The sequence below is a fragment of the Kluyvera genomosp. 2 genome, from assembly GCF_036759865.1.
GTDB lineage: Bacteria > Pseudomonadota > Gammaproteobacteria > Enterobacterales > Enterobacteriaceae > Kluyvera > Kluyvera ascorbata_B.
Window position 1 is genome coordinate 146680 of the sequence record NZ_JAPKIA010000010.1, and the last position, 12094, is coordinate 158773.

The window sequence follows — 12094 nt, forward strand, 5'->3', positions numbered from 1 at the left end:
AGGATCACGACGACAGTGTTCTGATTAAATTGGAAAAATCTTCTTTGATATCGTGGCTTTCTTCACGCAGCTGCTCAATCTTACGGCAGGCGTGCAGCACGGTGGTATGGTCACGGCCACCAAACGCATCGCCAATCTCCGGCAGACTGTGGTTGGTGAGCTCTTTCGCCAACGCCATCGCCATCTGACGCGGACGTGCTACCGAGCGAGAGCGTCGCTTGGAGAGCAGATCCGCCACTTTAATCTTGTAATACTCCGCCACCGTCTTCTGAATATTGTCGATGGTGACCAGCTTTTCCTGCAACGCCAGCAGATCGCGCAGCGCTTCACGCACGAAATCGATGGTGATCGCCCGGCCGGTAAAGTTGGCGTTGGCGATAACGCGGTTCAGTGCGCCTTCCAGCTCACGCACGTTAGAGCGTAGACGCTTGGCGATAAAGAACGCCACCTCACCGGGCAGACGAATGTCGTTTTCGTCGGCTTTTTTCATCAGGATAGCGACGCGGGTCTCAAGCTCAGGCGGCTCGATGGCGACCGTCAGACCCCAGCCAAAGCGGGATTTCAGACGATCTTCAACGCCGTTGATCTCTTTCGGATAGCGATCCGAGGTGAGGATAATCTGTTGATTACCTTCCAGCAGGGCGTTGAAGGTGTGGAAAAACTCTTCCTGCGAACGCTCTTTATTGGCAAAGAATTGGATGTCATCGATCAGCAGCGCATCAACGGAACGGTAATAGCGTTTAAACTCTTCGATCGCATTGTTTTGCAGGGCTTTTACCATGTCCTGGACAAAGCGCTCGGAGTGCATATACACCACTTTGGCGTTCGGTTTGCGGGCGATAATGCCGTTACCCACCGCGTGCAGCAGGTGCGTTTTACCTAAACCCGTACCGCCGTACAGGAACAGCGGGTTGTAGGCACCGCCTGGGTTATCCGCCACCTGGCGTGCCGCTGCGCGGGCAAGCTGGTTCGATTTACCTTCGACGAAGTTGTCAAAGGTATGTTTAACGTTGACGTTGGATCGGTAAGAAGGCTCAGCGGGTGCCGGAACGTTGTCCCAGCCGGCGCGCGGGGCTGGCGCAACGCGCGGGGCGTGCACCTGTGCCGTTTGCGCCGGGGCGCTGACGTTCGCCGTTTCTCTTAGCGTTTGGGTTACCGGCTTGGTGCCCACCTCAAAACGCAGCTGCGGGGCATCCGCACCGCAGAAATCATTCAACAGGCCGTTGATGTTATTGAGGTATTTATCTCTCACCCAATCAAGCACAAAACGATTTGGCGCATACAGGGCCAGCGTGTTATCGCTCAGTTCCGCCTGCAACGGGCGGATCCACATGCTGAATTCTGTGGCTGGTAACTCATCCTGCAATCGGGCAAGACATTGCTGCCAAAGCGAAAGTGACACGGCGGACTCCACTCGAAAAAAGTCGATACACATCATCCTCAGGCAAGCCTGTAGGCGACCCTCTGACGATCCTGCCACCAGAAAAACAGAATGCTGGCGGGGATTCATTCAGCCGCTGCGCAAATGCAGCCCGAACGATGCTGTGTATAAGATTAAAAATTCGTGATTTTTGGCACACGTCGAAAAGACCCGATGCAAGCGGGTGACGTGCGAACCGCTATCTGCGGTTTTCAACGGCCTCTTTCAGACATTCTGCTGAAATAACGCGGTTATTTTCCCCTGTTACGATCCACCGATCGCGATCGGGCCGAGGATCATAGCGTAAACTGCGCCAGAGATCTTCTGTTTCTCACAGATTCTTCCCGATTTATCCACAGGGTGGATCCAGAAGCGCTAAGTGTAAACGATCCCGGCAAGGAGAAGGCACGATTTCCTTCGCATATTGGAAAAATTAATGACTAGCGACAAATTTCTGCTTAAATGATCTAACAAAGATCCAGGATGATCCTTGCGCTTTAACGGGCAGCCCGTATAATCCCCCACCCGGCGTGTACTGCTCGAATTTCGGTGAGGGACGCTGCTCATTTACCGGGCAAAAAACGGCGGTCGAACGCGGTTTTTTACGCGGTAAATAAGGAAAGAGAATTGACTCCGGAGTGTACAATTATTACAATCCGGCCTCTTTAATCACCCATGGCTTCGGCGTCCGTCGTTCAATTTTCGGTCGGATATCCAATAAAGCCATTGAATTTATTCAAGTTTAGGTAGAAATCGCCATGAAACGCACTTTTCAACCGTCTGTACTGAAGCGCAACCGTTCTCACGGCTTCCGTGCTCGTATGGCTACTAAAAATGGTCGTCAGGTTCTGGCACGTCGTCGTGCTAAAGGCCGTTCTCGTCTGACCGTTTCTAAGTAATAAAGCTAACCCCTCGAGTGGTTAAGCTAGCATTTCCCAGGGAGTTACGCTTGTTAACTCCCAATCATTTCACATTCGTCTTCCAGCAGCCACAACGGGCTGGCACGCCGCAAATCACCATCCTCGGCCGCCTGAATTCGCTGGGGCATCCCCGTATCGGTCTTACCGTCGCCAAGAAAAACGTTAAACGCGCACATGAACGCAATCGGATTAAACGTCTGACGCGTGAAAGCTTCCGTTTGCGTCAGCATGAACTCCCGCCAATGGATTTCGTGGTGGTGGCGAAGAAAGGGGTTGCCGACCTCGATAACCGTGCTCTCTCGGAAGCGTTGGAAAAATTATGGCGCCGTCACTGTCGCCTTTCTCGCGGCTCCTGATAGGCCTGATTCGGGTCTATCAGCGCCTGATTAGTCCGCTACTCGGGCCGCATTGCCGTTTCACCCCAACCTGTTCTCAATACGGAATTGAGGCATTGCGCAGGTTTGGAGTGATAAAAGGCAGTTGGTTGACAGTGAAACGCGTATTAAAATGCCACCCTTTACACCCTGGTGGTGACGATCCCGTCCCGCCCGGACCATTTGATACCAGAGAACACTAACGATGGATTCGCAACGCAATCTTCTTATCATCGCTTTGTTGTTCGTGTCTTTCATGATCTGGCAAGCTTGGGAACAGGACCACAATCCTCAGACCCAGCAGCAGACCACGCAGACTACGACCACAGCAGCGGGTAGCGCCGCCGACCAGGGCGTACCGGCCAGTGGCCAAGGAAAACTGATTACGGTTAAAACTGACGTGCTTGAGCTGACTATCAACACCCGCGGTGGTGATATTGAGCAAGCGCTGCTTCCGGCGTACCCAAAAACGCTGAAGTCTGACGAACCGTTCCAGTTACTGGAAACCACTCCTCAGTTTGTCTATCAGGCACAGAGCGGCTTAACCGGTCGTGACGGCCCGGACAACCCGGCTAATGGCCCGCGTCCGCTGTATAACGTCGATAAAGATGCGTTTGTACTGGCCGATGGCCAGAACGAAATCGTCGTTCCGCTGACCTATACCGATAAAGCAGGCAACGTCTTCACCAAAACTTTCACCCTGAAACGCGGTGATTATGCGGTGAACGTTGGCTACGACGTGAAGAACGCCGGCGAGAAACCGCTGGAAGTGTCTACCTTCGGTCAGCTGAAGCAGACTGCGGCCCTGCCTACTGCGCGTGATACGCAGACCGGCGGCCTGTCTACCATGCACACCTTCCGTGGCGCAGCGTATTCAACGTCTGACTCTAAGTACGAAAAATATAAATTCGATACCATCGTTGATAACGAGAACCTGAACACCAACACCAAAAACGGTTGGGTTGCCATGCTGCAGCAGTACTTCACGACTGCATGGGTTCCGCAGAACAACGGTACCAATAACTTCTACACCGCTAACCTCGGTAACGGCGTAGTGGCGATTGGCTACAAATCTCAGCCGGTTCTGGTACAGCCAGGCCAGGCAGATAAACTGCAGAGCACCCTGTGGGTTGGCCCGGCAATTCAGGACAAAATGGCCGCCGTTGCGCCGCACCTGGATCTGACCGTCGACTACGGCTGGCTGTGGTTCATCTCTCAGCCGCTGTTCAAACTGCTGAAATGGATCCATAGCTTCCTGGGTAACTGGGGCTTCTCCATCATCGTTATCACCTTTATCGTTCGTGGCATCATGTACCCGCTGACCAAAGCGCAGTACACCTCCATGGCGAAGATGCGTATGCTGCAGCCGAAGATTCAGGCAATGCGTGAGCGTCTGGGCGATGACAAACAGCGTCAGAGCCAGGAAATGATGGCCCTGTATAAAGCGGAAAAAGTTAACCCACTGGGTGGCTGCTTCCCGCTGATTATTCAGATGCCAATCTTCCTTGCGCTGTACTACATGCTGAGCGCCTCAGTTGAACTGCGTCATGCGCCGTTTATCCTGTGGATCCACGACTTGTCCGCACAGGACCCGTACTACATCCTGCCGATCATCATGGGCGCGACGATGTTCTTCATCCAGAAGATGTCTCCGACTACCGTGACCGACCCGATGCAGCAGAAGATCATGACCTTTATGCCGGTCATCTTCACGGTGTTCTTCCTGTGGTTCCCGTCAGGTCTGGTGGTTTACTATATCGTCAGCAACCTGGTAACCATTATTCAGCAGCAGCTGATCTACCGTGGTCTGGAAAAACGTGGCCTGCATAGCCGCGAGAAGAAAAAATCCTGATTCGGTTGTAGGTTGTAGGCCGGATAAGGCGAAGCCGCCATCCGGCAAACGGAACGAAAATCAAAGGGCGGTCGAATGACCGCCTTTTTTTATTGCAACAAAGTTGAGACAAACCATGAGCCATAACGACACTATCGTCGCCCAGGCTACCCCACCGGGACGCGGTGGGGTGGGCATTCTGCGCATCTCCGGCCTGAAGGCTCGCGACGTGGCGCAGGCGGTGCTGGGCAAGCTGCCAAAGCCGCGCTATGCCGACTACCTGCCGTTTAGAGACGTCGATGGCAGCGCGCTGGATCAGGGCATTGCGCTGTGGTTCCCAGGCCCGAATTCCTTTACCGGTGAAGATGTGCTGGAGCTTCAGGGCCACGGCGGCCCGGTGATCCTCGACCTGCTACTCAAACGTATTCTGACGCTGCCGGGCGTGCGTATCGCCAACCCGGGCGAATTCTCCGAGCGCGCGTTTTTAAACGATAAGCTCGATCTGGCCCAGGCTGAAGCCATTGCCGACCTCATCGACGCCAGCTCCGAGCAGGCCGCACGCTCCGCGCTGAACTCGCTGCAAGGTGCATTTTCCACCCGCGTAAATCACCTTGTGGAAGCACTTACTCACCTGCGCATCTACGTCGAAGCGGCCATCGACTTCCCGGACGAGGAGATCGACTTCCTCTCCGACGGTAAAATCGAAGCGCAACTTAATACCGTGATTGCCGATCTCGACGCCGTCCGCGCCGAAGCGCGCCAGGGCAGCCTGCTGCGCGAAGGGATGAAGGTGGTTATCGCCGGGCGCCCGAACGCCGGGAAATCGAGCCTGTTGAACGCGCTGGCGGGACGTGAAGCGGCTATCGTTACCGATATTGCCGGTACCACCCGCGACGTGCTGCGCGAGCATATCCACATCGACGGGATGCCGCTGCATATCATCGATACCGCCGGTCTGCGCGACGCCAACGATGAAGTCGAGCGTATCGGTATCGAACGTGCGTGGCAGGAAATTGAGCAGGCCGATCGCGTACTGTTTATGGTGGACGGCACCACCACCAGCGCCACCGACCCGGCAGAGATTTGGCCAGACTTTATCGCCCGCCTGCCGAAAAACCTGCCGATTACCGTGGTGCGTAACAAAGCGGATATCACCGGCGAGACGCTGGGTCTGAGTGAAGTGAATGAGTACTCACTTGTTCGCCTCTCCGCCCGTACCGGCGAAGGCGTGGACGTGCTGCGTAACCATCTCAAGCAGAGCATGGGCTTTGAAACCAATATGGAAGGCGGTTTCCTGGCGCGCCGTCGTCACCTGCAGGCACTTTCAGAGGCCGCAGAACACCTACAGCAGGGTAAAGCCCAGCTTCTGGGTGCCTGGGCCGGAGAATTGCTGGCAGAGGAGCTTCGTCTGGCACAGCAGAATCTCAGTGAGATCACCGGGGAATTTACCTCCGACGACCTGCTAGGGCGGATTTTCTCCAGCTTCTGTATCGGTAAATAACGGTGTGTTGCCCGGTGGCGCGATGCTTACCGGGCCTACAGGCCCCGTTGGCCGGATAAGGCAAGGCCGCCCTCCGGCGACAAGTGATTTCCCAGCAGGAAATCACTGTTGCCCAAATGGCAACTCGTGACATCACCGCTCTCCCCGTATGCTTAGCGCCACATTTCCCGTGAGGTCGCTATGACACGCTTTCTTCTGTGCAGTTTTGCCTTAGTTTTGCTTTATCCCGCCGGTATCGATATGTATCTGGTCGGGTTGCCCCGCATTGCGGCCGATTTACAGGCCAGCGAAGCGCAGCTGCATATCGCCTTCTCGGTCTATCTGGCCGGCATGGCCACCGCCATGTTGTTTGCCGGTAAAGTTGCCGACCAATCAGGACGTAAGCCGGTCGCGATTGTCGGCGCGTTGATTTACATCGCAGCCTCCGCTCTCTGCTCACTGGCAGAAAGCGGCACGCCGTTTCTCGTCGGCCGCTTTATTCAGGGCATCGGCGCGGGCTGCTGCTACGTGGTGGCTTTCGCGATTCTGCGCGATACGCTTGACGACCGCCGTCGGGCTAAAGTGCTGTCGTTGCTCAACGGGATTACCTGTATCGTGCCGGTACTGGCGCCGGTCATGGGGCACCTGATTATGCTCAAATACCCGTGGCAGAGCCTGTTCTACACGATGATCGGCATGGGCGTGGTCGTTTGCCTGCTGTCGGTATTTATCCTGCGAGAATCGCGTCCAGCGGCTCTGACGGCCTCGACGCAGCAGCATCACGCTGCCGAATCGCTGCTAAATCGCTTTTTCCTGAGTCGCCTGGCGATAACCACCCTCAGCGTGTCGGTGATCCTCACCTTCGTAAACACCTCTCCGGTGCTGCTGATGGAAGTGATGGGCTTCGACCGCGGCGAATACGCCACCACCATGGCGATGACCGCAGGCATCAGCATGGCGGTCTCCTTCTCTACCCCGTTCGCCCTGAGTCTGTTTAAACCCCGTACGCTGATGCTCACTTCACAGACGTTATTCCTGGCCGCGGGTATCGTCTTAATTCTCGCGACAACCCACGCGTTCACCCTCTTCGGGCTGACCTTAATCTGTGCCGGTTTCTCGGTGGGATTTGGCGTGGCGATGAGCCAGGCGCTAGGCCCGTTCTCCCTGCGCGCGGGCGTCGCCAGCTCGGCGCTGGGGATTGCGCAGGTGTGCGGCTCATCGCTGTGGATTTGGCTGGCGGCTATCCTTGGCTTCGACGCGCTGAATATGCTGATCGGGATACTGATTGGCTGTAGCATAGTGAGCATCATGCTGATTATTTCAGTTGCTCCTAACCGGTCCGCGTCTGCACATGAAGAAACCGCTCACCAGCCTCGATCTTAACCTTCTGCTTTGCCTGCAGCTCCTGATGCAGGAGCGCAGCGTTACCAAAACCGCCAAACGGATGAACGTCACGCCGTCGGCGGTGAGTAAATCTCTGGCGAAGCTGCGCGCCTGGTTTGACGATCCGTTGTTTGTGAACACACCGCTGGGGCTGACGCCGACGCCGCTGATGTTTAGCATGGAGCAAAGCCTGGCGGAGTGGATGCAGATGGCCAACCAGCTGCTCGATAAGCCGCATCATGAAACGCCGCGTGGGCTGAAGTTCGATCTGGTGGCCGAATCGCCGCTGATCATGATCCTGTTCAACGCCCTGTCACAACAGATCTATCAACGTTATCCACAGGCCACGATCAAAGTCCGCAACTGGGACTACGATTCACTGGACGCCATCATCCGCGGTGAGGTCGACATCGGTTTTACCGGGCGCGAGAGCCATCCGCGATCCCGCGAGCTGCTAAGCCTGCTGCCGCTGTCGATCGATTACGAAGTGCTATTCACCGATCTTCCGTGGGTGTGGCTGCGTGAGGATCATCCGGCGCTGCAGGAAGAGTGGAACCTGGAGACGTTTCTGCGCTATCCCCACATCAGTATTTGCTGGGAGCAAAGCGACACCTGGGCGCTGGACGATGTCCTGCAAGAGATGGGCCGCGAGCGCAATATTGCCCTCAGCCTGCCGGGGTTCGAGCAGTCGCTGTTTATGGCCGCTCAGCCGGATCACACCATGCTGGCGACCGCGCCGCGCTACTGTCAGTATTACAATCAACTTCACCAGCTGCCGTTGGTCGCTCGCCCCCTGCCATTCGACGCCGCACAGCAAGATAAGCTGCTGGTGCCGTTCACCCTGCTCTGGCATAAACGAAATAGTCACAACCCGAAAATTATCTGGCTGCGTGAAACGCTTAAAGCCTTATATCTCGGTGTTTCCTGATGAGTTATTCGTAAAAATAGTCCATTTCAGTTAGGGGAAAGTGTAAAAGTCTCGTAATACCCCTTTTCAATCGCATTTTTAGGCAGTAAAACCTGATCATAACTAGCGTAAATGTTACTCTCCTATAAACCACTGTCCATTAATCACGGAGCGAAAAATGGCGACGCACTTTGCAAGAGGGATCCTTAAGGACGGGCATCTACTGTCGGTTCGGCTATCATCCACCAGCCATAACATCGCACGCCAGCTACCGGCACACCGCCGCACGCGTTACCTGGCTTCACGCGCGCTGTTAGCCGAGCTGCTGTTTATGCTGTATGGCATCAGTGAATTACCGGAAATTGTCACGCCTGATGAGGGCAAGCCGCACTTTAAGGATAGCCACCTGCCTGATTTTTCCATTTCCTATGCGGGTAATATTGTCGGCGTAGCGCTAACGACCGAAGGCCGCTGCGGCCTGGATATGGAACTGCTGCGCGTGCTGCGTAACACGCCGCAGGCCACAATAATGGAAAACTACCGCTTTACCAGTAATGAAAATCTGTGGATCAACAACCAGAACGACCCGCATGAAGCGCGTGCACAGCTGATTACGCTGCGCCAGAGCGTGCTGAAAATGACCGGCGACGTTCACCGCGACTCCCCACAAATGCTCCAGCTGCTGCCCGGCTCCGGCCGCCTGCGCGCCGCGCATACCGAGCAGCTCGAAGCGATATGCGATGCAGAAGATATTCTGGTGTGGTCGCTGTCTGCCTCACCCTCGATTGAAAAATTGAAGGTATGGGAGTTTGACGGTAAGTACGGCTGGCGCAGCCTGCCCGACGCTCAGGCGCGGGCCAACGAACCGGCCGCGCGGTTGATGAGATTCACGAGCCTTCCGGCAGAGAAAGCGCTTATACTCAACTGATTCGGCTGGGAAACAGCCTCATGATGCAAAGGAGTAATCATGTCTGAAGCGTTGAAAGTAGTTACGTTATTGGGAAGCCTGCGCAAAGGTTCATTTAACGGTATGGTGGCACGCACCCTGCCGAAAATCGCCCCGGCGGGCATGAGCGTTGAAGCACTGCCGTCCATCGGCGATATCCCACTGTACGATGCCGATCTCCAGCAAGAAGAAGGGTTCCCTCAGAGCGTTGAGGCGCTGGCTGAGCAAATTCGTCAGGCCGACGGCGTCGTTATCGTGACGCCCGAATACAACTATTCCGTCCCGGGTGGGCTGAAGAACGCTATCGACTGGCTGTCCCGTATGCCGGACCAGCCACTGTCCGGTAAACCGGTACTGATTCAGACCAGTTCGATGGGCGCTATCGGCGGCGCACGCTGTCAGTATCACCTGCGCCAGATTCTGGTGTTCCTGGATGCGATGGTGATGAACAAGCCGGAGTTTATGGGTGGCGTGATTCAGAACAAAGTCGACCCGCAGCTGGGTGAAGTGATCGAGCAAGGTACATTAGATCATCTGGCCGGTCAGTTGACCGCGTTTGGCGAGTATATTCAGCGCGTAAAAGCGTAAGTTCTTTAAAAACCCTCACCCCGATGGGGTGAGGGTTCACTTCATCAGTGTGCGTCAATAAACACAATCTTCAGTACAAACAGCAGCGCGACAACAATCACGCACGGGCTGAGGTCGCGGAAACGACCGGTACCGATTTTCATCACGCAGTAAGAGATAAAGCCCAGTGCAATCCCTTCGGTAATTGAGAAACTGAACGGCATCATCACGGCGGTAATAAACGCCGGAACGGCTTCGGTCAGATCATCCCACTTCACGCGCGCCAGGCTGGAGGTCATCAGCACCCCAACGTAGATCAGCGCACCCGCAGCAGCGTAGCCCGGTACCATGCCTGCCAGCGGCGACAGGAAAATCACCAGCAGGAACAGAATACCCACAACCACTGCCGTCAGCCCTGTACGGCCGCCCACGGAGACGCCAGAGGAGGATTCAATGTACGCGGTGACGGAAGAAGTACCAATAAAGGAACCGGCAACGGAGGACACGCTATCGACGAACAGCGCCTGCTTCATACGCGGGAACTTACCTTTCGCATCGGCCAGCCCGGCTTTATCCGTTACGCCAATCAGGGTACCGGAGGAGTCGAACAGGTTAACCAGCATAAAGGAGAAGATGACGCCCGCCAGTCCCAGGTTAAACGACCCGGCCAGATCAACGTGGCCCACCACGGAGGTGATGCTCGGTGGCGCAGAGACGATGCCGCTGTAGTGCACATCGCCCAGCATCCAGCCCAGCAGAGTGGTGACTACGATAGACACCAGCACCGCCGCGTGGATATTGCGCGACGCCAGAATCGCAATGATAAAGAAGCCCAGCACGCCCAGCAGGACGCTGTGCGAGGTCAGGTTACCGATGGAAACCAGCGTGTCCGGGTTTGCGACGATGACGCCGGCGTTTTTCAGCCCCATCATGCCGATAAACAGGCCGATACCGCTGGTGATCCCCACGCGCAGGCTGACCGGAATATTGGCAATCATCCAGTAGCGGACGCGGAAAATGGTCAACAGCAGCAGGCCAATGGCGCCCCAGAAGATAGCACCCATACCGACTTGCCAAGGCAGCCCCATGGCCTGCACCACCACGAAGGCGAAGAAGGCGTTCAGGCCCATCGCTGGCGCCAGCGCGACCGGCAGGTTAGCAAATACGCCCATCAGGATACTGCCCAGCGCCGCAATCAGGCAGGTGGTCACGAACACCGCGCTGGTATCCATGCCGGCAACGCCAAGAATTTGCGGGTTTACGAAAACGATGTAGACCATCGTCAGGAAGGTAGTGAAACCGGCGATCACTTCGGTGCGTGCCGTTGTGCCATGCTCGCGCAGTTTAAACACGCGCTCCAGTATCCCCTGACCGGAAGTTGCCGGGGTGGTGTGTTGTTGACTCATTATCTATTTCCGCAGAAAGGGAGGAAAATTCGTCGCTATCCTATACCAAAATGCGACAATAGGCGCGGTTGTGAGATATTTTTTTTCATTGGTTTTGCTTATACGGCAACGATTGCGTCTCTCAATTCAGCATCAGGTAAACGTTAAACTTGTTAAAAAGGAAATGACATGTCCGGAGTTGAAGCGGTTTTTTTCGACTGTGACGGTACGCTGGTCGACAGCGAAGTGATCTGTTCACGGGCCTACGTCCATATGTTCAAAACATTTGGCATCACGCTCGATCTGGAAGAGATTTTTAAACGTTTTAAGGGCGTAAAGCTCTACGAGATCATCGATATCATCAACGCAGAGCACGGGGTTAACCTGGCGAAAGCGGATCTGGAGCCGGTTTATCGCGCCGAGGTCGCACGCCTCTTCGACACCGAGCTGGAGGTGATTGCCGGCGCCAACGCGCTGTTGGATGCGGTAAGCGTACCGATGTGTGTGGTCTCTAACGGCCCGGTCAGTAAAATGCAGCACTCGCTGGGTAAGCTGGGCATGTTGCATCATTTCCCGGAAAAGCTGTTCAGCGGCTACGATATCCAGCGCTGGAAGCCCGATCCGGCCCTGATGTTCCACGCGGCAAAGGCGATGAACGTCAACGTTGAGCACTGTATTCTGGTAGATGACTCCTCTGCTGGCGCCCAGTCGGGCATTGATGCAGGCATGGAGGTGTTCTACTTCTGCGCCGACCCGCACAACAAACCGATTAACCATCCAAAGGTGACGACGTTTACCGATCTCGCGGAACTGCCTGCGCTGTGGAAAGCGCGCGGGTGGAATATTGTCGGTTAAACCGTAGGCCTGATAAGCGAAGCGCC

Annotated in this window: 12 protein-coding genes; 10 read left to right on the top strand and 2 right to left on the bottom strand. The window is 55.5% G+C overall.

What is annotated here, in order from left to right; genetic code table 11:
- Positions 1-4: 4 nt before the first annotated feature.
- On the bottom strand, positions 5-1402 hold the full coding sequence (dnaA, locus tag V6942_RS12900) for a chromosomal replication initiator protein DnaA (RefSeq protein WP_163447642.1): 1398 nt from the start codon (positions 1400-1402) through the stop codon (positions 5-7).
- 776 nt (positions 1403-2178) lie between these two features.
- Between dnaA and rpmH the strand changes: the two genes are divergently transcribed.
- From rpmH to V6942_RS12945, 9 genes are all read left to right on the top strand, one after another.
- A complete protein-coding gene (gene rpmH, locus V6942_RS12905) occupies positions 2179-2319 on the top strand; it encodes a 50S ribosomal protein L34 (protein ID WP_003849659.1) in 141 nt (46 codons plus the stop codon).
- Positions 2320-2336: 17 nt separating this feature from the next.
- Positions 2337-2696, top strand: coding sequence for a ribonuclease P protein component (gene rnpA / locus V6942_RS12910; protein WP_106930161.1), 360 nt, complete (start codon positions 2337-2339; stop codon positions 2694-2696).
- Complete coding sequence (gene yidD / locus V6942_RS12915; protein ID WP_106930158.1) at positions 2660-2917, top strand: membrane protein insertion efficiency factor YidD; 258 nt, start codon at positions 2660-2662, stop codon at positions 2915-2917. The genes rnpA and yidD overlap by 37 nt, the downstream gene beginning before the upstream one ends.
- A gap of 2 nt (positions 2918-2919) precedes the next feature.
- Positions 2920-4566 (top strand): membrane protein insertase YidC, encoded by a 1647-nt coding sequence (yidC, locus tag V6942_RS12920; protein WP_106930155.1) that lies wholly within the window; start codon positions 2920-2922, stop codon positions 4564-4566.
- 115 nt (positions 4567-4681) lie between these two features.
- Entirely contained in the window at positions 4682-6046 is a 1365-nt protein-coding gene (mnmE, locus tag V6942_RS12925) for a tRNA uridine-5-carboxymethylaminomethyl(34) synthesis GTPase MnmE (protein WP_182929751.1), read from the top strand.
- A gap of 180 nt (positions 6047-6226) precedes the next feature.
- Positions 6227-7408, top strand: coding sequence for an MFS transporter (locus V6942_RS12930; protein WP_106930150.1), 1182 nt, complete (start codon positions 6227-6229; stop codon positions 7406-7408).
- Entirely contained in the window at positions 7377-8336 is a 960-nt protein-coding gene (yidZ, locus tag V6942_RS12935; RefSeq protein ID WP_182929750.1) for an HTH-type transcriptional regulator YidZ, read from the top strand. The genes V6942_RS12930 and yidZ overlap by 32 nt, the downstream gene beginning before the upstream one ends.
- A gap of 157 nt (positions 8337-8493) precedes the next feature.
- Positions 8494-9243: a 4'-phosphopantetheinyl transferase family protein gene (locus V6942_RS12940; protein ID WP_106930144.1), complete on the top strand. Its 750-nt coding sequence runs from the start codon at positions 8494-8496 to the stop codon at positions 9241-9243.
- Positions 9244-9282: 39 nt separating this feature from the next.
- Positions 9283-9849, top strand: coding sequence for an NADPH-dependent FMN reductase (locus tag V6942_RS12945; protein ID WP_106930142.1), 567 nt, complete (start codon positions 9283-9285; stop codon positions 9847-9849).
- Between the two features lie 44 nt (positions 9850-9893).
- On the opposite strand, the gene adeP is transcribed toward V6942_RS12945, so the two are convergent.
- A complete protein-coding gene (adeP, locus tag V6942_RS12950; RefSeq protein WP_333501327.1) occupies positions 9894-11234 on the bottom strand; it encodes an adenine permease AdeP in 1341 nt (446 codons plus the stop codon).
- 168 nt (positions 11235-11402) lie between these two features.
- Between adeP and yieH the strand changes: the two genes are divergently transcribed.
- The gene (gene yieH, locus V6942_RS12955; RefSeq protein ID WP_106930136.1) at positions 11403-12068 is read left to right on the top strand and encodes a 6-phosphogluconate phosphatase; all 666 of its coding nucleotides are present in this window, start codon (positions 11403-11405) and stop codon (positions 12066-12068) included.
- The last annotated feature ends 26 nt before the right edge of the window (positions 12069-12094 follow it).

What these genes read in the sequence shown, in the direction of transcription:
- yidD (WP_106930158.1), top strand. Translation starts at nt 2,660, where the DNA reads ATGGCGCCGTCACTGTCGCCTTTCTCGCGGCTCCTGATAGGCCTGATT.
- V6942_RS12945 (WP_106930142.1), top strand. Translation starts at nt 9,283, where the DNA reads ATGTCTGAAGCGTTGAAAGTAGTTACGTTATTGGGAAGCCTGCGCAAA.
- V6942_RS12940 (WP_106930144.1), top strand. Translation starts at nt 8,494, where the DNA reads ATGGCGACGCACTTTGCAAGAGGGATCCTTAAGGACGGGCATCTACTG.
- adeP (WP_333501327.1), bottom strand. Translation starts at nt 11,234, where the DNA reads ATGAGTCAACAACACACCACCCCGGCAACTTCCGGTCAGGGGATACTG.
- yidZ (WP_182929750.1), top strand. Translation starts at nt 7,377, where the DNA reads ATGAAGAAACCGCTCACCAGCCTCGATCTTAACCTTCTGCTTTGCCTG.
- yidC (WP_106930155.1), top strand. Translation starts at nt 2,920, where the DNA reads ATGGATTCGCAACGCAATCTTCTTATCATCGCTTTGTTGTTCGTGTCT.
- yieH (WP_106930136.1), top strand. Translation starts at nt 11,403, where the DNA reads ATGTCCGGAGTTGAAGCGGTTTTTTTCGACTGTGACGGTACGCTGGTC.
- rpmH (WP_003849659.1), top strand. Translation starts at nt 2,179, where the DNA reads ATGAAACGCACTTTTCAACCGTCTGTACTGAAGCGCAACCGTTCTCAC.
- mnmE (WP_182929751.1), top strand. Translation starts at nt 4,682, where the DNA reads ATGAGCCATAACGACACTATCGTCGCCCAGGCTACCCCACCGGGACGC.
- V6942_RS12930 (WP_106930150.1), top strand. Translation starts at nt 6,227, where the DNA reads ATGACACGCTTTCTTCTGTGCAGTTTTGCCTTAGTTTTGCTTTATCCC.